Source organism: Plantibacter sp. ME-Dv--P-122b, from assembly GCF_030209375.1.
Taxonomy (GTDB): domain Bacteria; phylum Actinomycetota; class Actinomycetes; order Actinomycetales; family Microbacteriaceae; genus Plantibacter.
This window is the reverse complement of sequence record NZ_JARVSC010000003.1, coordinates 26,543-49,331: the sequence shown is the minus strand read 5'-3', so window position 1 is coordinate 49,331 and position 22,789 is coordinate 26,543. Positions and strand designations below refer to the sequence as shown.

Annotated in this window: 23 protein-coding genes; 17 read left to right on the top strand and 6 right to left on the bottom strand. The window is 69.5% G+C overall.

From position 1 onward, the window contains the following. Positions 1 to 187: 187 nt before the first annotated feature. The 7 genes from QRN19_RS05030 (at position 188) to dapF (ending at position 6,581) form a co-directional block, all read left to right on the top strand. Positions 188 to 496, top strand: coding sequence for a helix-turn-helix domain-containing protein (locus QRN19_RS05030; RefSeq protein WP_056012120.1), 309 nt, complete (start codon positions 188 to 190; stop codon positions 494 to 496). 92 nt (positions 497 to 588) lie between these two features. Further along, entirely contained in the window at positions 589 to 813 is a 225-nt protein-coding gene (locus QRN19_RS05025; RefSeq protein WP_079707086.1) for a DUF3046 domain-containing protein, read from the top strand. A gap of 281 nt (positions 814 to 1,094) precedes the next feature. Then, on the top strand, positions 1,095 to 2,237 hold the full coding sequence (gene recA / locus QRN19_RS05020; protein ID WP_079707085.1) for a recombinase RecA: 1,143 nt from the start codon (positions 1,095 to 1,097) through the stop codon (positions 2,235 to 2,237). A gap of 26 nt (positions 2,238 to 2,263) precedes the next feature. Further along, the gene (locus QRN19_RS05015) at positions 2,264 to 3,142 is read left to right on the top strand and encodes a regulatory protein RecX (RefSeq protein WP_285025657.1); all 879 of its coding nucleotides are present in this window, start codon (positions 2,264 to 2,266) and stop codon (positions 3,140 to 3,142) included. Positions 3,143 to 3,177: 35 nt separating this feature from the next. Further along, a complete protein-coding gene (miaB, locus tag QRN19_RS05010) occupies positions 3,178 to 4,779 on the top strand; it encodes a tRNA (N6-isopentenyl adenosine(37)-C2)-methylthiotransferase MiaB (RefSeq protein WP_285025655.1) in 1,602 nt (533 codons plus the stop codon). Then, positions 4,776 to 5,690 carry a tRNA (adenosine(37)-N6)-dimethylallyltransferase MiaA gene (miaA, locus tag QRN19_RS05005; RefSeq protein WP_285025653.1) on the top strand — a complete coding sequence of 305 codons (915 nt, stop codon included), beginning with the start codon at positions 4,776 to 4,778 and terminating at the stop codon, positions 5,688 to 5,690. Before miaB ends, miaA begins: the two co-directional genes overlap by 4 nt. A gap of 9 nt (positions 5,691 to 5,699) precedes the next feature. Then, entirely contained in the window at positions 5,700 to 6,581 is an 882-nt protein-coding gene (gene dapF, locus QRN19_RS05000) for a diaminopimelate epimerase (RefSeq protein ID WP_285025651.1), read from the top strand. Between the two features lie 5 nt (positions 6,582 to 6,586). Here the strand turns inward: dapF and QRN19_RS04995 are convergent, their stop codons facing one another. Beyond that, entirely contained in the window at positions 6,587 to 7,210 is a 624-nt protein-coding gene (locus QRN19_RS04995; protein ID WP_285025649.1) for a class I SAM-dependent methyltransferase, read from the bottom strand. Between the two features lie 41 nt (positions 7,211 to 7,251). Here QRN19_RS04995 and hflX point away from each other — a divergent pair, with 41 nt between their 5' ends. After that, positions 7,252 to 8,856 carry a GTPase HflX gene (gene hflX, locus QRN19_RS04990; RefSeq protein ID WP_285025647.1) on the top strand — a complete coding sequence of 535 codons (1,605 nt, stop codon included), beginning with the start codon at positions 7,252 to 7,254 and terminating at the stop codon, positions 8,854 to 8,856. 9 nt (positions 8,857 to 8,865) lie between these two features. Here the strand turns inward: hflX and QRN19_RS04985 are convergent, their stop codons facing one another. Further along, on the bottom strand, positions 8,866 to 9,780 hold the full coding sequence (locus QRN19_RS04985) for a hypothetical protein (RefSeq protein ID WP_285025645.1): 915 nt from the start codon (positions 9,778 to 9,780) through the stop codon (positions 8,866 to 8,868). A 236-nt stretch (positions 9,781 to 10,016) separates the two neighbouring features. Here QRN19_RS04985 and QRN19_RS04980 point away from each other — a divergent pair, with 236 nt between their 5' ends. Together QRN19_RS04980 and metE are read left to right on the top strand one after the other, a co-directional pair. Continuing rightward, positions 10,017 to 11,015 (top strand): methylenetetrahydrofolate reductase, encoded by a 999-nt coding sequence (locus QRN19_RS04980; RefSeq protein WP_285025643.1) that lies wholly within the window; start codon positions 10,017 to 10,019, stop codon positions 11,013 to 11,015. Beyond that, positions 11,012 to 13,339, top strand: coding sequence for a 5-methyltetrahydropteroyltriglutamate--homocysteine S-methyltransferase (metE, locus tag QRN19_RS04975; protein WP_285025641.1), 2,328 nt, complete (start codon positions 11,012 to 11,014; stop codon positions 13,337 to 13,339). Before QRN19_RS04980 ends, metE begins: the two co-directional genes overlap by 4 nt. An 84-nt stretch (positions 13,340 to 13,423) precedes the next feature. On the opposite strand, the gene lexA is transcribed toward metE, so the two are convergent. Further along, the gene (lexA, locus tag QRN19_RS04970) at positions 13,424 to 14,122 is read right to left on the bottom strand and encodes a transcriptional repressor LexA (RefSeq protein WP_285025639.1); all 699 of its coding nucleotides are present in this window, start codon (positions 14,120 to 14,122) and stop codon (positions 13,424 to 13,426) included. Between the two features lie 271 nt (positions 14,123 to 14,393). Between lexA and QRN19_RS04965 the strand changes: the two genes are divergently transcribed. From QRN19_RS04965 to QRN19_RS04955, 3 genes are all read left to right on the top strand, one after another. Continuing rightward, complete coding sequence (locus tag QRN19_RS04965; RefSeq protein ID WP_285025638.1) at positions 14,394 to 14,786, top strand: LysM peptidoglycan-binding domain-containing protein; 393 nt, start codon at positions 14,394 to 14,396, stop codon at positions 14,784 to 14,786. Positions 14,787 to 14,875: 89 nt separating this feature from the next. Next, positions 14,876 to 16,336, top strand: coding sequence for an amino acid permease (locus tag QRN19_RS04960; RefSeq protein WP_285025636.1), 1,461 nt, complete (start codon positions 14,876 to 14,878; stop codon positions 16,334 to 16,336). A gap of 31 nt (positions 16,337 to 16,367) precedes the next feature. Continuing rightward, the gene (locus QRN19_RS04955) at positions 16,368 to 17,447 is read left to right on the top strand and encodes a histidinol-phosphate transaminase (protein ID WP_285025634.1); all 1,080 of its coding nucleotides are present in this window, start codon (positions 16,368 to 16,370) and stop codon (positions 17,445 to 17,447) included. A 35-nt stretch (positions 17,448 to 17,482) separates the two neighbouring features. Here the strand turns inward: QRN19_RS04955 and sufU are convergent, their stop codons facing one another. Continuing rightward, positions 17,483 to 17,920 (bottom strand): Fe-S cluster assembly sulfur transfer protein SufU, encoded by a 438-nt coding sequence (gene sufU, locus QRN19_RS04950; protein WP_191941341.1) that lies wholly within the window; start codon positions 17,918 to 17,920, stop codon positions 17,483 to 17,485. Next, the gene (locus QRN19_RS04945; RefSeq protein WP_285025631.1) at positions 17,917 to 19,224 is read right to left on the bottom strand and encodes a SufS family cysteine desulfurase; all 1,308 of its coding nucleotides are present in this window, start codon (positions 19,222 to 19,224) and stop codon (positions 17,917 to 17,919) included. Before QRN19_RS04945 ends, sufU begins: the two co-directional genes overlap by 4 nt. Before the next feature lie 110 nt (positions 19,225 to 19,334). Between QRN19_RS04945 and hisB the strand changes: the two genes are divergently transcribed. The 4 genes from hisB to QRN19_RS04925 all read left to right on the top strand — a co-directional run bounded on the left by hisB (position 19,335) and on the right by QRN19_RS04925 (position 22,218). Next, the gene (gene hisB / locus QRN19_RS04940; RefSeq protein ID WP_064294427.1) at positions 19,335 to 19,943 is read left to right on the top strand and encodes an imidazoleglycerol-phosphate dehydratase HisB; all 609 of its coding nucleotides are present in this window, start codon (positions 19,335 to 19,337) and stop codon (positions 19,941 to 19,943) included. Continuing rightward, positions 19,940 to 20,575 carry an imidazole glycerol phosphate synthase subunit HisH gene (hisH, locus tag QRN19_RS04935; RefSeq protein ID WP_137243219.1) on the top strand — a complete coding sequence of 212 codons (636 nt, stop codon included), beginning with the start codon at positions 19,940 to 19,942 and terminating at the stop codon, positions 20,573 to 20,575. The genes hisB and hisH overlap by 4 nt, the downstream gene beginning before the upstream one ends. Positions 20,576 to 20,660: 85 nt before the next feature. Beyond that, positions 20,661 to 21,407: a bifunctional 1-(5-phosphoribosyl)-5-((5-phosphoribosylamino)methylideneamino)imidazole-4-carboxamide isomerase/phosphoribosylanthranilate isomerase PriA gene (gene priA, locus QRN19_RS04930; protein WP_285025628.1), complete on the top strand. Its 747-nt coding sequence runs from the start codon at positions 20,661 to 20,663 to the stop codon at positions 21,405 to 21,407. After that, the gene (locus QRN19_RS04925) at positions 21,391 to 22,218 is read left to right on the top strand and encodes an SseB family protein (RefSeq protein ID WP_285025626.1); all 828 of its coding nucleotides are present in this window, start codon (positions 21,391 to 21,393) and stop codon (positions 22,216 to 22,218) included. The genes priA and QRN19_RS04925 overlap by 17 nt, the downstream gene beginning before the upstream one ends. A gap of 27 nt (positions 22,219 to 22,245) precedes the next feature. Here QRN19_RS04925 and QRN19_RS04920 read toward each other — a convergent pair whose 3' ends face one another. Then, positions 22,246 to 22,617 (bottom strand): DUF1844 domain-containing protein, encoded by a 372-nt coding sequence (locus QRN19_RS04920; protein ID WP_056012072.1) that lies wholly within the window; start codon positions 22,615 to 22,617, stop codon positions 22,246 to 22,248. Between the last annotated feature and the right edge of the window lie 172 nt (positions 22,618 to 22,789).

The following is a 22,789-nucleotide window of genomic DNA, read 5'->3' as shown; positions in this document are numbered from 1 at the left end:
TTCCATCGCGTTACAGATGACGTATTCACAAGAAAAGCCCAGTGATCCTGGTTACTGTTCGGCGTACGGTGGTTGTAATGTTGGCCATCCACGAACGAGACGGCGATCAGCTGGGACGACGTGAATCCGCGTTGCAGAAGCAGAGCGCTGTACGACACGAGGTCGTAGAGCACAGAGGGAGGGTCACGTGGTTCTAGTCCGTCAAGAGATCGGCGACGTGCTGAGGGACTTCCGGTTGCAGAAGGGTCGCACGCTGCGCCAGGTGGCGAGCAAGGCGAGCGTCGCACTCGGATACCTGAGCGAGGTCGAGCGAGGCCAGAAGGAGGCGTCGAGCGAGATCCTCGCTTCGGTGGCCGACGCCCTCGACACCCCCATCTCCGTCATCATGCGAGAGGTCGGCGACCGCCTCGCGGTCATCGAGGGTCTCTCCCCGAACATCCCGGACACGGTTCCGGACGAACTGGTCAACGAGCTGGACGAACTCGTCTCCCGCTGATCAGACGAGCACGGTAGCAGAACGCCCCGGGATCCCTCTCCCGGGGCGTTTCCGCGTCCGGACGGACGACGGAGGAAGGGACAGGAGCTGGAATGAAGCTGAGTGAGTTCAGGACGGCCGTCGCCGACGAGTTCGGCGCGGCGTACGGAGCGGTGCTCACCGGAGACCTCGGGCTCACCGAGTTCGGCTCGAAGACCGCCGAGGAGGCGCTACGCGCCGGTGTCCCGCCTCGCGACGTCTGGATCGCGCTCTGTACCGCGACCGACGTGCCGGACGAACGACGCCACGGTGTCGGACGGCTGCAGCCGGGCGCGTAGCCCGTTCCGTGTGACGGGTGGAGCGGTCTTCGACACGCCGCCCGATCGGTATCGAACATCCGTTCTAGTGGTGCTAGTGTCCTCCACAGGATCATTCGTGAGTGCGTTCTGCACGGATCGGGCCGTCCACCGGTGCATGTCGGTGGTGGCGCGTACCGTCGGAGACATCAGGAACGACCGACGCCTTGTCGCCCTCGGGCCCCGACCTTCAGCAGAAGCGGGTCCCGGAACACGCGGCGACAGCCTATAGGCACCCGACACCGAGCAGAGAGAAGCACACCATGCCAAGTCCAGCTGAACGCGAGAAGTCCCTCGAAACCGCACTCGCCCAGATCGACCGTCAGTTCGGCAAGGGCTCCGTGATGCGCCTCGGCAGCGACGAGCGCGCACCGGTCGAGGTCGTCTCCACCGGCTCGATCGCGCTCGACGTCGCGCTCGGCATCGGAGGGCTCCCGCGCGGCCGTATCGTCGAGATCTACGGGCCTGAGTCCTCGGGTAAGACGACGCTCACGCTGCACGCCATCGCGAACGCCCAGCGTGCCGGCGGCATCGCCGCCTTCATCGACGCCGAGCACGCACTCGACCCCGAGTACGCCAAGAAGCTCGGCGTCGACATCGACTCGCTGCTCGTCTCCCAGCCCGACACGGGTGAGCAGGCGCTCGAGATCGCCGACATGCTCGTGCGCTCGGGTTCCATCGACCTCATCGTGATCGACTCCGTCGCGGCGCTCGTGCCCCGCGCTGAGATCGAGGGCGACATGGGCGACTCGCACGTCGGTCTGCAGGCCCGCCTCATGTCACAGGCACTGCGCAAGCTGACCGGTGGCCTGAACCAGACGAACACGACGATGATCTTCATCAACCAGCTACGCGAGAAGATCGGCGTGATGTTCGGCAGCCCCGAGACGACCGCCGGTGGTAAGGCCCTGAAGTTCTACGCCTCGGTCCGCCTCGACATCCGTCGCATCGAGACGCTGAAGGACGGCACGGAGGCCGTGGGTAACCGCACGCGCGTGAAGGTCGTCAAGAACAAGATGGCTCCGCCCTTCCGGCAGGCCGAGTTCGACATCCTGTACGGCGTGGGCATCTCCCGCGAGGGGTCGTTGATCGACTTCGGTGTCGAGCACGCCATCGTCAAGAAGGCCGGCGCCTGGTACACCTACGAGGGCGACCAGCTCGGTCAGGGCAAGGAGAACGCCCGGAACTTCCTGCTGAAGAACCCGGACATCGCCGCTGAGATCGAGCGCCGGATCCTCGGCAAGCTCGGTGTCGGGGCCGAGGGCGCCGCCACCAAGAAGGCCGCGGATGCCGCCGCAGCCGAGGTCGCTGCTGCCGAGGCCGCCGCGCTCGAGGCGGCGACCGGCGGAGCCCCGCAGCTCGCGGCCGCCGGCGCACCGAAGTCCGCCGCGAAGCGCAGCGCGTAGCGCGCACCCCGAACAGCGAGGTCACCATGGTCGTCTCCTTCCCTCCCGCCGGTCCGGCCGACGAGTCGTCGGAGCACCTGGCCCCCGTGACCTCGCTGTTCGGTCGCCGTCCGGCACCTGATGCAGAGGCCGAGCCCGACGGTTGGTTCGTCGGGCAGACCGACGACGCTCCGGTCGTGGCCGCGCCCGTCGCGCGTCCCGTCGCTCCGTTGCGGCGGACGTCCATCGAGCGCACCGAGACGGAGGCCACGACGCCGGGCGAAGCATCGAGCGATGCCCCCGCGGCGATGACTCCGCCGACCTCACCGGGGCCCGTCCCTCGGCCCCTCATCTGGACCTCGGCCGTCGAAGCGCTGGAAGACGACGATGCAGACGACCGCGCCGAAGCCGATGAGGTCGAGGCTCCGGTCGATCCGGAGGTTCGGCTGGCCGAACTCGACCTGTTGGCGGTGCGACGACTCGCCCGCCGCGGGTGTTCCGAGTGGCAGGTCGCGGAACTCCTCCGTGGGCACGACGCGACACCCGACGAGGTCGAGCACGTCCTCGCGGAACTCCGCCGACGCGGCTACCTCGACGACGCCGAACTCGCGCGTCAACTCGTCGAGAGCCTGCACACCCGCAAGGGGCAGTCCCGTGCGGTGATCGGCCGCGAACTCTCCTCGCGACGCATCGACGCCTCGATCGTCTCCGAGGCCCTCGAAGCCATCGACGACGACGACGAGCTCCGGCGAGCGCTGGTGGTCGCCGAGAAGCGTGCCGGTCAGCTCCGCTCCCTCGATCAGGCGACAGCCGAGCGACGTCTGTCGGCCTATCTCGCGAGACGCGGATACGGCTCGACCATCATCCGTGAGGCGTGCTCGCGCGCCCTGTCGGGGTCGAAGCGTTCCGGCGTGAGTTTCCGCTGACCGGTGGCATCTCGGGCCGCGCGTAGACTGCCGGTATGAGCAGCATCGTCGAGACGCCCACGGTCATCAGCGCCTCACCCGCCGCGATCGACGAGTCAGGTCGGCAGCGGAGCTATGAGGTCCGCACCTACGGGTGCCAGATGAACGTGCACGACTCCGAGCGGCTCAGCGGGTCGCTCGAGGCCGCCGGGTACGTCAAGGCGGACGGCGAGCAGGCGGACATCGTGGTCATCAACACCTGCGCGGTTCGGGAGAACGCCGACAACAAGCTGTACGGCAACCTCGGCCACCTGGCATCCATCAAGAAGCAACGCAGCGGCATGCAGATCGCCGTCGGCGGTTGTCTGGCCCAGAAGGACAAGGAGGTCATCCTCCGGAAGGCCCCGTGGGTCGACGTCGTCTTCGGGACGCACAACATGGGCTCGTTGCCGTCGCTGCTGGAGCGGGCACGGCACAATGACGAGGCCCAACTGGAGATCCTGGAGTCGCTCGACACCTTCCCCTCCACCCTCCCGACCAAACGCGATTCCAGCTACAGCGGCTGGGTCTCGATCTCCGTCGGATGCAACAACACGTGCACCTTCTGCATCGTGCCGTCGCTCCGGGGCAAGGAGAAGGACCGTCGTCCCGGGGAGATCCTCGGTGAGCTCCGTGCGCTCGTCGAGGACGGCGCCATCGAGGTGACGCTGCTCGGGCAGAACGTCAACTCCTACGGGGTCGAGTTCGGCGATCGTCAGGCGTTCGGCAAGCTCCTGCGCGCGGCCGGCACGATCGAGGGGCTGGAGCGCGTCCGGTTCACGAGCCCGCACCCGGCCGCCTTCACCGACGACGTGATCGACGCGATGGCCGAGACGCCGAACGTGATGCCGCAACTGCACATGCCACTGCAATCGGGTTCCGACCGCATCCTCAAGGCGATGCGTCGCTCCTACCGGTCCGAGCGTTTCCTCGGGATCCTCGACCGGGTCCGTGCCAGGATCCCGCATGCGGCCATCTCCACCGACATCATCGTCGGGTTCCCCGGCGAGACGGAGGAGGACTTCCAGGAGACGCTCCGCGTGGTCGAGGCCGCCCGGTTCGCCAGCGCCTTCACCTTCCAGTACTCGATCCGTGCCGGGACGCCGGCGGCCACCATGCCCGATCAGGTCCCGAAAGCCGTCGTGCAGGAGCGGTATGAGCGCCTCATCGCGTTGCAGGACCGCATCAGTCTCGAGGAGAACCAGCGTCAGGTGGGCCGCCAGGTCGAGTTGCTCGTCGCGGTCGGCGAGGGTCGTAAGAACGATGCCACGCATCGACTGAGCGGGCGGGCCGAGGACTCCCGGCTCGTCCACTTCGAGGTGCCGGCGGGCTCCGAGGTGCCGCGACCGGGCGACGTCGTGACCGTGACCATCACCGAGGCCGCGTCGTTCCACCTCATCGCCGACGCACCCGGCGGTGTGCCCCTGCGGGTCCGTCGGACGCGTGCCGGAGACGCCTGGGACCGAGCTCAGGCCGATTCCTGCGGTGTGCCGACGACGGCCGCCGCGGCAGAGCCAGGCCGAGTCTCCCTCGGCTTGCCGGGACTGCGCATCGGGGCACCGACCGTCGGCGTGACCACGTCGCCCATCTACGACCCGAGCGACGGCGAACGTCGGTGACCGGCTTCCTCGCGGTCGTCGGAGCGACCGGGACGGGGAAGTCCGCACTGTCGCTCGAGCTGGCGACCGCTCTCCGTGAGGCGGGGCGTCCAGCCGAGATCGTCAACGCCGATGCCATGCAGTTCTATCGCGGCATGGATATCGGGACAGCGAAGCTGCCCATGGAGGAGCGGCGCGGGATCCCGCACCACCTCTTCGACGTCCTGGACGTCACGGAGGAGGCGTCCGTCGCCTGGTACCAGCCGACGGCTCGTGCGGTGATCGACGAGCTCACCGCGCGCGGGGTGACGCCGATCCTCGCCGGCGGTTCCGGACTGTACGTCTCGAGCGTCATCCACGACTTCCGATTCCCCCCGAGGGACCGCGCCCTGCGCGAGCGCCTGGAACGGGAACTCGAGGAGGAGGGGCTCCCGGCGCTCATCGAGCGGCTCCGCCTGGCCGATCCCGCGACCGCCGACCGCATCGATGCGGCGAACGCCCGCCGGGTCGTGCGCGCACTCGAAGTCCACGAGTTGGCCGAGCGCGGCCACGGTGCAGCACTTCCGGAGCGCCCCGTCCCGTGGCGGCCGGTCGAGGTCATCGGGGTCTCGACGCCGCGAGAGGTCCTCGTCGAGCGCCTCGACCGGCGCGTCGAGATGATGTGGGACGCGGGACTCGTCGCGGAGACGGCCGAGCTGCTCGAGCACGGCCTCGAGCAGGGCGTCACCGCCGGCCGCGCGATCGGGTACGCCCAAGCGGTGGGGCAACTGCGGTCGGAGCTCACCGAAGCGGAGGCGATCGCCGAGACCCAGCGTCTGACGAGGCGGTACGCGCGCCGTCAGGTCAGCTGGTTCAAGCGCTACCCGGCGATCACCTGGGTGGAGGGCGGCAGTGCCGAGGCGAGTGAGCTGGCCCGCCGAGTGCGCCCGTAGACTGGTCGGATGGCGTCGACACTCTCCTTCACGAAGGGCCACGGCACGGGCAACGACTTCGTGCTCTTCTCCGATCCCGACGGCCAGGAGGCCCTCGATCCGGGCCAGATCGCAGCGCTCTGTGACCGGCATTTCGGAATCGGGGCCGACGGCGTCATCCGCGCCGTCCGGTCCGCGAACCTCGACGCCGGGGCGGCCGTGCTCGCTGAAGACCCTGCCGCGGAGTGGTTCATGGACTACCACAACGCCGACGGTTCGGTCGCGGAGATGTGCGGCAACGGCATCCGGGTGTTCCTGCACTACCTGCTCGAGAGCGGGCTCGTGGCGCTGGCCCCCGGCGAACAGCTCGCCATCGGCACCCGCGCCGGCGTCCGGATGGTCGGCTACGACCCGCTCGGCTACGTCGTCGACCTCGGCCGCTGGAGCCTCGACGAGCGGGAGACACTCGTCCGGGTGAAGGGGCTGCCCGTGGCACGCCCGGGGATCGGGATCGACGTCGGCAACCCGCACATCGTCGTCGCGGTCGCCGACGCCGCCGAACTCGACGGAGCGGAACTGGAGTACGTCCCACAGCTCGACCCCGTGCCGCCGCACGGTGCCAACGTCGAGCTGGTCGTCCCGGGTGAGCCGCTCATCGCCGACGGCGTGGCCCGGATCCGCATGCGCGTCCACGAGCGCGGGAGCGGTGAGACCCTGAGCTGTGGCACCGGGACGGCTGCCGCGGCGCTCGCGTTCCGCCATTGGGCGGGCGCGGCGGCTCCGAACGACTGGCGCGTCGAGGTGCCGGGCGGAGCGCTCGGGGTGCGCATGGTTCCCGGCGCAGACGGCGAGCACGTGGTGCTGGCCGGTCCGGCGACGCTCGTCTACTCCGGGACGATCACGCTGGCCTGAGCCGGTCAGGCCGAACGGAGCTCCCGGCGCCGGGCGTGCAGGACGCGGAAGCCCTTGGCCATGGCCGCACGTCCGACGTGGAACGACGTCGGCAGCTGCTCCTGCAACCACTTCTGCAGTGAGTCCGAGCCGAGGTTCTTCTGCACGACGAGCCAGGCGTCACCCTCGTCCTCGAGCCGTGGCAACCAGTGCATGAGCATGCGGTGCAGTTCGTCCTTGCCGACGCGGATCGGCGGGTTCGACCAGATGGTCGCGAAACGGACCGCCTCCGGGACGTCGTCGGGGAGGACGGCACGGATGTTGACGAGCCCGAGTCGTTCCGCGTTGATCCGTGTCAGGTCGAGGGCCCGTTCGTTGACGTCGACCGCCCAGACGGTCGCGTCCGGCGACGCGAGCCCGAGCGACAGGGCGATCGGGCCCCAGCCGCAGCCGATGTCGAGGAGGTCACCGGTCGGCGGGGGAGGAGGGGTGTTCGCGAGTAGCACCTGCGTGCCCTGATCGAGGTGGCCCGGACTGAAGACGCCGCCAGCCGAGACGAGCGAACGGTCGACGCCGCCGAGGCGTGCGGTGATCGATTTGAGCTGCAACTCGCTCGCGGGTTCGGCGGTGAAGTAGTGCTCGTTCGACATACAGGAACGGTACCGGACCAGGAGGAAGTAGGGTTAACGCGATGCCTAGACCACCGATGGACGCACCCCAGGACCCCGCAGACGACACCGATGTCGATGTCGAGGCGGTGGTGGACGACGCCTCGGTCACCGATCCCGACGACGTCGTCGCACGCGTGCTCACGAGCGCCGCGTCCCGATCGAGCGGGTACACCCTGTTCGGCAGCGGTGCCGCGGCGTTGCAGACCGGCGACGCCTCGGGCGGCAGCTCCGACGACGGCGAGCAGTACGACCGCGAGGACCGACAGGCCCTCCGTCGCGTCGCCGGGCTCTCGACCGAGCTCGAGGACGTCACCGAGGTCGAGTACCGGCAGCTCCGGCTGGAGAACGTCGTCATCATCGGCGTCTACCCGCAGGGTGCGCTCCACGACGCGGAGAACTCCCTGCGCGAACTCGCAGCGCTCGCGGAGACCGCCGGCGCCGTCGTCCTCGACGGGCTCCTGCAGCGCAAACCGCACCCCGACCCGAGCACCTATCTCGGTCGAGGCAAGGCCCAGGAACTGAAGTCCATCGTCCAGGCGCTCGGCGCCGACACGGTGATCGCCGACACGGAACTCGCACCCAGCCAGCGTCGCGCCCTCGAGGACGCGGTCGGCGTGAAGGTCATCGACCGCACGGCGGTCATCCTCGACATCTTCAGCCAGCACGCGAAGAGCCGCGAGGGTAAGGCCCAGGTCGAACTCGCCCAGCTCGAGTACCTCCTGCCCCGCCTCCGCGGCTGGGGTGAGTCCATGAGCCGTCAGGCCGGTGGTCAGGTCGGTGGTGCCGGTGCCGGTATGGGGTCGAGGGGTCCCGGTGAGACGAAGATCGAACTCGACCGGCGCCGCATCCACACCCGGATGGCGAAACTGCGCAAGTCGATCACGGCGATGAAGCCGGCACGCGAGGCCAAGCGGGCGAACCGTCGCCGCAACACGGTGCCGTCGGTCGCGATCGCGGGGTACACCAACGCCGGCAAGTCCAGCCTGCTGAACCGCATCACGAAGGCCGGCGTCCTGGTCGAGAACTCGCTCTTCGCGACGCTCGACGCGACGGTCCGCCGCAACGTGACCTCCGACGGACGCGAGTACACCCTGGCCGACACCGTCGGCTTCGTGCGCAACCTGCCGCACCAGCTGGTCGAGGCCTTCCGCTCGACGCTCGAAGAGGTCGCCGACAGCGACGTCATCGTGCACGTCGTCGACGCCGCGCACCCCGACCCTGCCGGCCAGATCGCCACCGTGCGTGATGTCATCGGTGAGGTCGGAGCTCGGCACATCCCCGAGCTGGTCGTGTTCAACAAGGCCGACCTCGTCGACGACGGCCAGCTGCTCGTCCTCCGCGGTCTCGTCCCGGACGCCGTCTTCGTGTCGGCCCGGACCGGTCTCGGGATCGACGAACTCATGGGGCGCATCGAGGCGCTGATCCCGTCGCCGAGCAACGAGGTCCACGTGATCGTGCCCTTCGACCGCGGAGACCTGGTCACGCTGCTGCACGAACGCGGGAAGGTGTTGTCGACGGACTACGACGAGCGAGGCACGATCGTGCACGCCCTGGTCGGTGCCGAACTCGCCGCCGCCCTCGCGCCGTTCGCCGAGGTCGTCCCGGCACCCGCCGTGACCGGCTGACCCGACCCCTCACGCGCAGCGCGCGCGGACGGCATCCTTGAGCGCCTCCGCCGTGCCGGCGCCGAGCGGCAGGGTCATGACGGTCTCGGGGCCATCGTCGATGCGCACGACGAGTGGGAAGAGCGTTCCCACCTTGTCCTCCGCGAGGGCGTGCGGGTCGCACCGGGTCGGCACGATCCGCAGTTCGATGGACTGCGGGCCGCTTGCGGGGTCGACGGTCAGGCTGAGCGGCCATGCCTCGGGCGGGGCACCTCCGATGTCGGACGGTGCTGGTTGCAGCAGCACCGTCGAGCGCAGCGCGACGAGCAACAGCCGTCCGGGAGCACCGGTGGGCACGACGCTGATCGTCAGGACGGCGACCGTCGTGGCTCCGGCACCCTCGAGGCGGATTCCGGGAACGGCTGCCACCTCGGCGATGCGCTGCACCGCCGCCACCGTGCACGTGGCGGTGTGGATCCGCTGGAGGGCGTTCGTCGGATCAGACAGCTCGGATGCGGTGAGGACCGAGCCGTCGTCGAGTCGAAGCTGGAGATCGACCTGGACGTCGCCGTCGCGTGCGTCGCAGTCGATCGGGGGTAGCTCGACAGCGAGATCCGTGGTCTGTCCAGCGCGGATCGTCGAGGATCGGTCCCGGACGGTCGGCGCGGTGAACGCCGACCCCGACAGCTCGAGTCCGACGATCGTGATGTCGTGGTCGCCGCCGTTCCCGATCCGGACGATCGCGGCGTCGCTCGCGACCTGGTCCCGGTTCTGACGGAACTCGATCACGAGGTCATCCGCTGAGGCTGCGCGTGTCGCCCGCGGCACGGGCGGACCGGCGGTCGTGCACCCGGACAGGGCGATCACTACCGCCACGCAGGACGCGATGACGCGCGAGCCGAGTGCTCGGCGCTCGTCGCCCCGGTGCCTGGTGCCCACGGTCATGGCATCAGCGTAGGACTCGAGCGCCGCCGGGGGAATGTGTCGCAGGATGACGCTGTCGGACAGACGTCCGTCGCGCGGATCCCCGGGCGTTGCTATCGTCGTGCGCATCGTAACCGCCCTCACCGGCGGAATCGGAGCGACAGCCGAGCCCGGCACCCGCCCACGACACACCAGCGGAACCGCTGCGTGCTGCGTGGTCGCCGGCTCTCGATCCGCTGTCACCGAGACGAGACCTCATGATCACGACGGAGCCCGCCTGTCCCGGGCCTACCCCCTTCTCCTTCGAGCTGTACCCACCCAAAACGCTCGACGGCGGCGTCGCGCTCGCACGCACGGTCGAGCACCTGGCCGCCGCTGGTCCGGAGTTCATCTCGGTCACCTTCGGCGCCGGTGGTTCTTCGCGAACGGCGAGCCTGGACGTGCTGCGGAGCATCCGGACGTCGACCTCGGTGGACCCGATGGCCCATCTCACCTGCGTCGGTTCGACGCACGCGCAGGCCAGCCGACTCATCAAGGACTTCCTCGATGCCGGGGTGCACAGTTTCCTCGCGCTCCGCGGCGACCCGCCCGCCGGAGCCGTCGTGGGGGACGCCTTCCTCGGTGATCTGGGGAGTGCTGCGGAACTCGTGCAGCTCATCGGCCGGGTCAGTGCCGAGCACGAGCCGTACGCCGAGGGGTCGCTGGTCGGCCTCCCGGGCGCGGTGCAGCTCGGGCGACGCCATCGGCCGCGGATCGCCGTCGCCGCGTTCCCCAACGGCCACCCGCGCTCACGGTCGACGACGCAGGACCTCGACACCCTGTTGGCCAAGCAGGCGGCGGGGGCGACGCTCGCCATCACCCAGCTCTTCTTCCATGCCGACGACTACCTCGCCTTCGCCGAACGGGCGAGACGCCATGGCATCACCATGCCCATCCTGCCGGGCGTGATGCCCATCACGAGTCCGGCGCGGCTGCGTCGGGTGCTGGAGCTCAGCGGCGAGGCGCTCCCGAGTGACCTTGCCATCGCGCTCGAGGTCGAGCCGGACGAAGCGGGACGGATCGACATCGGCACCGACTACTCCGCGCGGCTCATCCGCGACGTCGTCGCGGGTGGTGCGCCGGGCGTTCACCTCTACGCCTTCAACCAGCATCGGACGGTGCTCGACGTGTTGCACCGTGCCGGCATCCCCGTGCAGGACGACCGACCGGTCCGTCATCCCATCCCCGATCCACTCACCAGCAAGGACGCACGATGAACCCCACCTCCGCATTCCCCGTCGGCACCATCCTCGGCTACCCGCGCATCGGGCCGAACCGGGAGTTGAAGCGCGCCGTCGAGTCCTTCTGGGCCGGCCGGATCGACGCCGAGGCGCTCGAGCGGACGGCCTTTGAGCTGCGCGCCGCCGCGCGTGCCCGCCTCGCGGGGCTCGGCCTCGACCCGACGAACGCCGCGATCCCCGAGAGCTTCTCGTTCTACGACCAGGTCCTGGACGCCGCGCTCACCGTCGGTGCCGTCCCGGAGCGCTTCTCGTCGCTCGTCGGGGCCGACGGTCGGGTCGACCTCGCCGGGGCGTTCACGATCGCTCGTGGCGCCGGCGACCTCGCCCCGCTCGAGATGACGAAGTGGTTCGACTCGAACTACCACTACCTCGTCCCGGAGATCGGCGAGTCGACGCCGTTCGCGCTCTCCGACGACCGGGTGGTCGAACAGTTCCGCGAGGGCCTCGCCGAGGGGTACGTGACGCGGCCGGTCATCGTGGGCCCCGTGACGTTCCTCCTGTTGTCGAAGGCGGCCGGCGGGGCACCCGCGGGGTTCGCCCCGATCGACCGACTCGAGGCGTTGCTGCCCGTCTACGCGGAACTCCTCCAGCGCCTGGCCGCTGCCGGCGCGCCCTGGGTGCAGCTCGACGAACCCGCGCTCGTCTCAGAGACGTTCGACGTGCCGAGGTCGACGGTCCTCGCGGCGATCGAACGCTCGACGGCCGTCCTGTCCGCCGTATCCGACCGCCCGGCGATCTTCGTCGCGGCTCCCTACGGGGACTTGGGCGATGCCCTCCCGGTGCTCGCCGCCTCGGGGGTCGAGGCGGTCGGTGTCGACCTCGTCCGGGGAGGCCTGCCGGACTCGTCTCCCGGACTCGCCACGAAGACCGTCGTCGCCGGGGTGATCGACGGCCACAACGTGTGGCGTGGCGACCTGGCGGCCGCGACCGATCTCCTGGCGCGCGCGGCGGAGCGGTTCCCGCAGCTCGCGGTGTCCACCTCGACCTCCCTCCTGCACGTCCCGCACGACGTGTCGGTGGAGACGAAGCTCGACCCCCGTCTCCGGAGCTGGCTCGCCTTCGCCGACCAGAAGGTGGATCAGATCGCGGTCCTCGCACGCGGTCTCACTCAAGGGCGCGCAGCCATCGCGGCCGAGCTCACCGCAGCGTCGGCCGCGCTCGACGATCGGCTCGCCGCGCCCGGGGTGGTCGATGCCGCCATCCGCGCACGGACGGCAGCGCTCGCACCAGCGGACTTCACCCGAGACGACTACCAGGAGCGCGCCGCGGCGCAGGAGCAGGCGCTCGGTCTGCCGTTCCTCCCGACGACGACGATCGGCTCCTTCCCGCAGACCGGGGACATCCGTCGTGCCCGCGCGCAGCGGGTCGCCGGGACGCTCGACGAGGAGGCCTACGTCGAGACGATGCGTGCGGAGATCGGGCGCGTCGTGGCGCTGCAGGAGGACCTCGGCATCGACGTCGTCGTCCACGGTGAGCCCGAGCGCAACGACATGGTCCAGTACTTCGCCGAGCACCTCGACGGGTTCGCCGTGACGGAGCACGGGTGGGTGCAGTCCTACGGTTCGCGATGCACCCGTCCGTCGATCCTGTGGGGTGACATCTCGCGGCCGGCGCCGATCACGGTCGAGTGGTCGGCCTACACGCAGTCGTTGACCACCAAGCCGGTGAAGGGCATGCTCACGGGCCCGGTGACGATCCTCGCCTGGTCGTTCGTGCGCGACGACCAACCGCTCGCCGAGACGGCGAACCAGGTCGCGCTCGCCCTGCGTGACGAGATCGCCGACCTGGAGCGGGCCGGCATCCGCATCATCCAGGTCGACGAACCCGCACTCCGCGAACTGCTCCCGCTCCGGCGGACCGACCAGGGGCGCTACCTCGACTGGTCGGTGGGCTCCTTCCGGCTGGCGACCGCGGGGGTGCGCACCGACACGCAGATCCACACCCATCTCTGCTACTCGGAGTTCGGGGTGGTGATCGACGCGATCCGACGACTGGATGCCGACGTGACGAGCATCGAGGCGGCACGTTCTCGGATGGAGGTCGTGTCCGACATCCGGGCGAGTGGGTTCGACCACGGCATCGGCCCGGGCGTCTACGACATCCACTCGCCTCGGGTGCCGAGCGTCGCGGAGGTGACCGCGTTGCTCGAGATCGCACTGGAGGGGATCCCGCAGCGTCAGGTCTGGGTGAACCCGGACTGCGGACTCAAGACGCGAGGGTACGAGGAGACGGTCGCCTCGCTCGCGAACATCGTCGAGGCCACGCGTGTGGTCCGAGCACGGGTCGGTGCGGCCGGCTGACGTCGTCGGCCCGGCACGGACGAGGGCCGGGACGATCCACGGATCGGCCCGGCCCTCGTCGGTGTCGCGGAGTGGTCCGGGCGGTCAGACCGTCCGGAGCACGGCGACGACCTTGCCGAGGACCTCGGCGTGGTCGCCGAGGATCGGTTCGAAGGCCGAGTTCCGGGGGAGCAGCCAGGTGTGACCGTCGCGCTGGCGGAACACCTTGACGGTCGCCTCCTCGTCGAGCATGGCCGCGACGATCTCGCCGTTCTCGGCGGTCTTCTGCTCGCGGATGACGACCCAGTCGCCATCGCAGATCGCGGCGTCGACCATCGAGTCGCCGACGACCTTCAGCATGAACAGACTGCCCTTGCCCACCAGCTGACGCGGCAGGGGGAAGATCTCCTCGACCTGCTGCTCGGCCGTGATCGGGATGCCTGCGGCGATACGACCGACGAGCGGGACCATGGCGGCGTCGCCGACCGGCGGAGCGGAGTCGGGATCGCTGCCCTCGACGGCGCTCGGCAGGTCGATGAGCACCTCGATGGCGCGGGGACGGTTGGGATCGCGTCGGAGGTAGCCGCTGAGTTCGAGCTGTCCGAGTTGGTGCGTGACACTCGACAGCGAGGCGAGCCCGACGGCATCGCCGATCTCGCGCATGCTCGGTGGATACCCGCGCTGCGAGACCGAGCGCTGGATGACGTCGAGGATCGCCAGCTGCTTGTCGCTCAGGCTCTTCCGTCGCCGGGTGCCGCCGACCTGGCGCTCCCGGGCTCCGTCGCCCGCCGTGTTCGCTGCCATCTTCGCTCCTGCCCTGATCGGCTGTCGGTGACCGATGTCGGTGGGTGGTGGTGTACTGCTTCCAACACTCGAAACTGTATCCGTACCAGCTCGTCCAGACAAACATCTGTTCGAGCGTGTCGCCGATCCCGCGTGGCACAGGTACGAAGACAGGGTTGAGTATTCGAACAATCGAAGATATATTCGGAACACAGGTTCGTATCCGGCACTCCTGGTCGAGTGCCGGGTACGAGTCCTCATCACATGATGAGCACACTCTTGGAGGGTTGACATGAGCGCAGCACTGATCGGGTCACACGCAGCGATTCCCGCACCGACCGTGCAGGCACCGCTGTCGGGCGCGCAGCCGACGCGCAAGCTCCGCCTGACGAAGCGCGGTCGCGTCGTCTTCACCACACTCGCCGCCATCCCGCTGGTCATCGGCGTCGCGGTCGTCGGACTCTCCGCAGGCGGTGCCGCGGCGAACACGGCAGCGGCGGGAGCCACGTTCACGTACATCACGGTCGACCCGGGCGAGTCGCTCTGGCAGCTGGCCGAGTCCATCGCGCCCGACGCCGACCCGCGCGACGTCATCGCCGAGATCATGAACCTCAACCAGCTCAGCACCGCCGGTGTCGAGCCCGGGCAGCGCCTGGCGATCCCGCAGCGGTACGCGGCCGAGTAGGCCGACAATCGGCGGGTCACTCCGCGCTGGTTCTCAGCTATCGTCGATGGCGCGGTGCAACGACGCCCGCAGCATCGTCGGAGGCAAGCATGAGTACAGACGATCGGAGCCGCTCGCTGCTTCGAAAGAAGCCGATCGCGGAGATCGAGGATGAAACCTCCGGTTCGAAGCTGTTCAAGAGCCTCGGGCTCTGGCAACTCACGGCCATCGGGGTCGGTGGCATCATCGGGGTGGGGATCTTCTCACTCGCCGGACTCGTCGCTCATGGGAGCGAGACCTCGCCCGCCGTCGGGCCGGCCGTCCTCTTCTCGTTCCTGATCGCGGGTCTCGCCTCCGCGGCCGCGGCGTTGTCGTACGCGGAGTTCGCCGGCATGATCCCGAGAGCCGGGTCCGCCTACACCTACGGGTATGTGGCGCTCGGCGAGATCATCGGCTGGTTCATCGGCTGGGACCTGTTGCTCGAGTACATCGCGATCGTCGCGGTGGTCGCGATCGGGATCTCCGGCTACTTCGACGCCTTCCTGTCCGGCATCGGGATCCACATGCCGGCTTGGATGACCTCGACCGCCGACGAGGGGAAGGGCGGCCTCGTCAATCTGCCCGCCATCTTCGTCTGTCTCCTCGTGACCTTCATCCTGAGCCGCGGGACGAAGGCCTTCGGTCGGTTCGAGCTCGTCGCGGTCGGCATCAAGGTCCTGCTCATCCTGTTCATCATCGGCCTCGGGGTCTTCTACATCAACGGGGAGAACTACGATCCGTTCCTCCCCAGCGGTTTCGGGCCGGTGTTCGCCGGTGCCGCGACGGTCTTCTTCGCGGTCTTCGGATACGACGCGATGAGCACGGCGGCCGAGGAGGCGAAGGACGGCAAGAAGCACATGCCGAAGGCGATCATCCTCTCCCTCATCATCGCCATGCTCCTGTACGTCGCGGCCACCCTCGTCCTGACCGGCATGCAGAACTACACCGACATCGACCCCACCGCCGGGTTCGCATCGGCGTTCCAGAGTGTCGGCCTGCCCGTGGTGGCGACGATCATCTCCGTCTTCGCCGTCCTGTCGATCCTCACCGTGATGCTGACGTTCCTGTTGGGCGTCACCCGCGTCTGGTTCTCGATGAGTCGCGACGGTCTCCTTCCTCGGTGGTTCTCGCGCACGGACCGGCGAGGCGTGCCGCAGCGGGTGACCTGGATCGCCGGCGGCGCGGCAGCCGTCTTCGCCGGTGTCTTCCCGATCAAGCAGGTCGCCGACCTCACGAACATCGGCATCCTGGCCGCCTTCATCGTGGTCTGCGTGTCGGTGATCGTGTTCCGGTACACGAAGCCGGACGAGCCCCGCTCCTTCCGGTTGCCGTTGATGCCGTTCGTCCCGGCGTTCGGCGTCCTGGCGTCCGGCTTCCTGATCCTGCAGTTGCACTGGGAGACCTGGCTGCGGTTCGGGGTCTGGCTCGTGATCGGTCTCATCGTGTACTTCGCCTACGGGCGACGCCACTCGCTGTTGAACCCGGCGAGCCCCCGGCACGAGGTCCTCCGTCGGGAGCGTCAGGCGGAGTGAGCGCGCCCGTCGGAGTGGCTAGCATTGTGGAGTGACCGCTCTCGACGACCTCCCCATCCGCGACGATCTCCGAGGCCAGCGCCCGTACGGCGCTCCCCAGGCCCTGGTGCCGGTGGCGCTCAACGTCAATGAGAACACGCACCCGATCCCTGAAGCGGTCGCGCACGATATCGTCGCCTCGCTCGCTTCGGCGGTCCTCACGGTGAACCGGTACCCCGATCGCGAGTTCACGGAGCTCCGGGAGGCGCTGGCGGGATACCTGGGCCACGGGGTGTCCCCGGAGCAGATCTGGGCGGGGAACGGGTCGAACGAGGTGCTGCAGCACATCCTGCAGGCCTTCGGTGGTCCCGGGCGATCGCTCCTCGGGTTCACGCCGACGTACTCGATGTATCCGCTCCTGGCCGCCGGCGTCGGCACCAGGTGGATCCCCGCGACGCGCGACGCCGAGTTCGAGCTCTCACCCGAGACCGCCGCGCGTCAGGTGGCCGAGGCGGATCCCGACCTCGTGTTCCTCTGCTCGCCCAACAACCCCACCGGGACGCCGTTGTCGCTCGAGACCATCGCCGCGGTGTACGAGGCCTCGCGGGGCATGGTGATCGTCGACGAAGCGTATGCGGAGTTCGCGCCCGACGACGAGGCGAGTGCACTCACCCTGTTGGAGGGGCGTCCGCGCCTGATCGTCTCCCGGACGATGAGCAAGGCCTTCGCCTTCGCCGGGGTCCGTCTCGGGTACCTCGCCGCCGACCCCGCGGTCGTGGACGCGCTGAGACTCGTCCGGCTCCCGTATCACCTGAGCGCCCTGACGCAGGCGGCCGCGACCGCCGCGCTCCGGCACGCCGACGAGATGCTGGCGATGGTCGACGACATCCGGACCCAGCGCGATCGCCTCGTCGTCGAGCTCGGGCGTCTCGGCTACGACCCGAAGCGGAGCGGATCCAACTTCGTCCTGTTCGGTGGCGTGGTCGATCCGCACGCGGCGTTCGAGGCGCTCTTCGCGCGTGGGATCCTCATACGTGACGTCGGCATCCCGAACCACCTGCGGGTGACGGCGGGCACCGAAGCGGAGACGACCGCGTTCCTCGAGGCCCTGGCGGCGATCAGCCCCGCCTGATCAGGGCATCGTCCAGGCGGAGGTGCCGCGACCGCTCACGGCAGGCGGGAGATGGCCTCCTCGGCCGCGACCCAGGGGAGCATGGCGCACTTCACGCGGGCGATGTAGCGCGAGACGCCGCTGAACGCCGCGGCGTCTCCGAACCGTTCCTCGTCGAACTCGAGCGTGCCCCGCGAGCGGATGACCGTTCGGAACTCGTCGACAAGCGCCTGGAGCTCGGCCGGCGTCAGGCCTGCCGCGAGGTCGCTCAGGCAGGAGCTCGACGCCTGCGAGATCGAGCAGCCGTGTCCCTCCCATGCGATCGGCGCGAGACGACCGTCGGGCCCGGGATGGAGCTGCAGGGTCACCTCGTCGCCGCAGGTGGGGTTGAGCTGGTGCGACTCGGCGGCGGGCGCGTCCCGCAAGCCGAAGCCGTGGCGCTGGCGGGCGTGGTCGAGGATGAGCTCCTGGTAGAGGCTCTCCAAGCCGCTCATCGGGACACCCCGAAGAACGGACCGACGAGGGTGGCAGCCTCGAGGAAGGCGTCGATCTCGGCCTCCGTCGTGTAGAGGTAGCTGCTGGCACGGGTGGACGCGGTGAGGCCCAAGCGGCGGTGGAGTGGTTGCGCGCAGTGGTGACCGACGCGGATCGCGATTCCGCGATCGTCGAAGAACTGACCGACGTCGTGGGCGTGCACGCCGGCGAGGTCGAAGCTCGCCAGCCCGGCGCGAGGCGTCCCGGGTGGCGGGCCGATGAGCGTGACGCCGGGGATGGCGGCGAGTCCGGCCGCGAGTCGCTGTCCGTAGGCCGCCTCGGTGGCGTGGACACGGTCCATGCCGACCGCTTGCAGGAATCGGACGGCGCTCGCGAGGGCGATCGCCTGCGACACCGGCTGGGTCCCGGCCTCGAACCGTTGCGGGGCCGGCAGAAACTCCGCGCCCTCGAGCGTGACGGTCGTGATCATCGACCCGCCGGTGAGGAAGGGGGGAAGGGCGTCGAGCAACCGGCGGCGACCCCACAAGGCCCCGATGCCGTTCGGACCGAGCATCTTGTGACCGGAGAACACGAGGAAGTCGACGCCGAGGGACGCGACGTCGACGGGCAGGTGCGGCACGGACTGGCAGGCGTCGAGCACGGTCAGCGCGCCGACGCGTTCGGCGAGGGCGACGAGCTCGGAGACCGGCGCGATCGCTCCGGTGACGTTGGACACGTGCGCGAAGGCGATGATGCGCGTGCGTTCGCCGATGATGTCGTCCACGGCGTCCAAGCGCAGCACGCCGTGGTCGTCGACCGGGAGGTGACGGAGGGTCGCACCGGTGCGTGCGGCGAGTTGCTGCCAGGGGATGAGGTTCGCGTGGTGTTCGAGTTCCGTCACGACGATCTCGTCGCCCGGACCGAGTCGGAACCGTTCGGCGGCAGCACCGCCGAGACCGGCGCTCGCGTTCCCGATGGCCCCGGCGATGAGGTTGAGGGCTGCGGTCGCTCCGGAGGTCCAGACGAGTTCCCGCTCGTCGGCACCGATGAACGCGGCGACGGTCGCGCGCGCGTCCTCGAAGAGCTCCGTCGCCTCGGCTGCGAGGAGGTGGGCTCCCCGGTGGACGGCGGCGTTCCGGTGCGTCGCGTAGTCGCGCTCCGCGTCGATGACCTCGATCGGGCGTTGCGAGGTGGCGCCGGAGTCCAGATAGACGAGCGGGTGTCCGTTCATCTCCCGGGCGAGGATCGGGAACCGTTCACGGAGAGCGGTGATCTCCGCTGCGTCGAGTGGAACGGCCGGGGCGATGCTGGGTGTGGAAGTCATGACCTCTCAACGATAGGCGTCGGCACGGCCTGGTGCAGCCGGATGACGCGACGATGCACACCCGTCGACACACGGCGTGCAGCGTCGGTGCGCTCGATACACTGGATCCCATGACCACCCAGCAGCGCACGGCCCGGATCCAGCGCGCGACGAGCGAGTCCAGCATCGAGCTTGAACTCGACCTCGACGGCACCGGCACGAGCAGCATCGAGACCTCCGTCCCGTTCTACGACCACCTGCTGACGGCCTTCGCGAAGCACTCGCTGACCGATCTGACCGTCCGGGCGACGGGCGACGTCGACATCGACGTCCACCACACGGTCGAGGACGTCGGGATCGTCCTGGGCCAGGCGATCCGTCAGGCGCTCGGCGACAAGGCCGGCATCTCCCGGTACGGCGACGCGCTGGTCCCGCTCGACGAGGCGCTCGTCCAGGCCGTGGTCGACATCTCCGGTCGTCCCTACCTCGTCCACGGCGGTGAACCGGCCGGTTTCGAGTTCCACCTGATCGGCGGACACTTCACGGGTTCGATGGTGCGCCACGTCTTCGAGGCGATCACCTTCAACGCCGGCCTCACCGTGCACGTGAACGTCCTCGGCGGGCGCGATCCGCACCACATCGCCGAAGCGGAGTTCAAGGCGTTCGCGCGAGCGTTCCGGCAGGCGAAGGCGTTCGACCCCCTGGTCCAGGGCATCCCGTCCACGAAGGGCGCGCTGTGAGCGCACGCCCCTCGGTGGTCGTCCTCGACTACGGCTCCGGCAACGTCCACTCCGCCGTCAAGGCCCTCGAGCTCGCCGGTGCCGACGTCGTGCTGACGGGCGACCGCCAGGCGGCCCAGGCCGCCGACGGTCTCGTCGTGCCAGGGGTCGGCGCCTTCGACGCGGTGATCGGCGCCCTTCGTTCCTCCCACGGCGACGAGGTCATCGACCGTCGTCTCGCGGGAGGTCGTCCGGTCCTCGGCATCTGCGTGGGGATGCAGGTCATGTTCGAGCGCGGCCTGGAGCGCGGGTCAGAGGCCGAGGGCCTGGGGGAGTGGCCCGGAGCGGTCACGGAACTCGAGGCGCCCGTCCTGCCGCACATGGGCTGGAACACGGTGTCGCCGGACGCGGGGTCCGTGCTCTTCGACGGCCTCGCCGACGAACGTTTCTACTTCGTCCACTCCTATGCCGCACAGCAGTGGACCCTCGAGGTCATGCCTCCCTTCCCCGAGCCACGGCTCACCTGGGCGACGCACGGGGTGCCGTTCCTCGCGGCCGTCGAGAACGGTCCGCTGTCGGCGACGCAGTTCCACCCGGAGAAGTCGGGCGACGCCGGCATCCGCCTGCTGTCCAACTGGCTCGGCACCCTGTAGCCGACTAGGATCAGGTGCTTGTGCCGCGAGGCATGCTGTGCGCCGGGAACCGAGGGGCTCGCAGCTCGCGAAGAGACGGTGGATCATGAACGAGTTCAACACGACGGCCGGACTGACGCTGCTCCCCGCGATCGACATCGTGGACGGCAAGGCCGTCCGGTTGACGCGCGGCGAGGCCGGTTCGGAGACGAACTACGGTGAGCCCGTCGACGCGGCCCTGGACTGGGCCCGCCAGGGGGCTGAGTGGATCCACCTCGTCGACCTCGACGCAGCGTTCGGGCGAGGCGACAACCGGTCGATCATCCGCAAGGTCATCTCGAAAGCGCGCGGCGTCAACATCGAGTTGTCGGGCGGCATCCGCGACGACGCCTCCCTCGAGCAGGCGCTCGAGACGGGTGTCGCACGCGTCAACCTCGGGACCGCGGCGCTCGAGAACCCCGAGTGGGCCGCCAGCGTCATCGCCCAGTACGGCGAGGCGATCGCGGTCGGCCTCGACGTCCGCGGCACGACGCTCGCCGCTCGCGGCTGGACGCAGGACGCCGGCGACCTGTGGACGGTCCTCGACCGCCTCGAGGAGGCGGGCTGCGCTCGCTACGTCGTGACGGACGTCACGAAGGACGGCACGATGCAGGGGCCGAACATCGAGCTGCTCCGACAGGTGCTCGACCGCACGGAACGGCCGGTGGTGGCCTCCGGCGGCATCTCGAGCCTCGACGACCTGGTCGCGCTGCGCGAGCTCGTGCCGCTCGGGCTCGAAGGGGCCATCATCGGGAAGGCGCTCTACAACGGCGCGTTCACCCTGGCCGAGGCGCTGGATGTCTCGGGCCGCTGACGAGTCCTCGGCGCCCGATCGGCACGGTCCGTCGGGCGGACATGCCCACCGTGCGGTGGGTGGCGCCGATTCGGCGGGCCAGCCCTGGGCGGGTCGGAGCTTCCAACCGAACGCGAGTTCCGGTGACGACGGCAGTGCGCCTGAGCGGCTGATCGAGTCCCTGCGACGCTTCCGGACCGGCGAGGTCGGCGAGGCCGAGGTCGTCGATGCCTTCCGGGACTCCCGCCTGCTCATCCCACTCGTGGCCCACCTCGGTGAGGCGGGTGAGAACGAGCACGGCCAGCTGGTCGACAAGTCGCAGGAGCTGTCCATCGTGACCGTGACGGGCCCGGACGGCCGCACCGTGCTCCCGGTGTTCAGCTCGGTGCAGGCGATGTCGGCGTGGAACCGGACGGCGAGGCCGATCCCGGCCGACGGCGTCCGGGTCGCGCTGGCGGCCGCGAGCGAGCAGACGGACGTCGTGGTCCTCGATCCGACGTCGAATACCGAGTTCGCCGTGCGCCGCCCCGCGCTGTGGGCGATCGCGCAGTCGCAGCCGTGGACGCCCAGCTTCGCTGACCCGCTGGTGCGCGGCGCGTTCGAGCGCTCGATCGAGCAGGAGCTCGCGGTCGTGAGCGTGCGCCTGCGGGCCGGAGATCCGGAGGCGAAGCTCGCCGGATCCGAGCTCGTGGTCGAGCTCGGTCTGCTGCAGGGACTGACCCAGCAGGAGCTCGACGCGGTGCTCGCGCGGCTCGCTCAGCGCTGGGCCGCGGACGAGGTCATCGCGACGCGCGTCGATTCGCTCGCGGTGTCGCTGCGCCCAGCCGACTGATCGGCGAGTCGCAGCGACGCGCGTCGATCAGGTGACCGGGCCGGTCCACTTCTCGCCGGGACCCTTGCCGATGGGGTCCTGGATGGTGGACGCCTCCCGGAAGGCGAGCTGCAAGGATCGCAGGCCGTCGCGCAGCGAGCGGGCGTGCATGTCGCTGATCTCCGGGGCGCCCGCGGTGATGAGCCCGGCGAGGGCGTTGATGAGCTTGCGTGCTTCGTCGAGGTCCGTCTGGGCGTCGGGGGCGTCCGCGAGGCCGCACTTGACCGCTGCAGCGCTCATGAGGTGCACGGCGGCGGTGGTGATGACCTCGACGGCGGGGACGTCGGCGATGTCGCGGGTGGCCTGATCGGCCCCTCCCGACTCGTCGTCGTGGTCGTACGGGCTGGTGGTGTTGTTCACGTGGATCCTCTGTTAGACTCGTGCGGTGCTCCGAGACATGTCTCGGTACGAAAGAGGAGATTCTCCCACCCGCGCTTGACCGCTTCACAAGGTTACCGGGTTGTCACGCTCCGCCCGTCGCTTCACCGCTTCGGGTAGCAGGGCGTGGTGCCTTCCGACAGGTGTTCTGAAC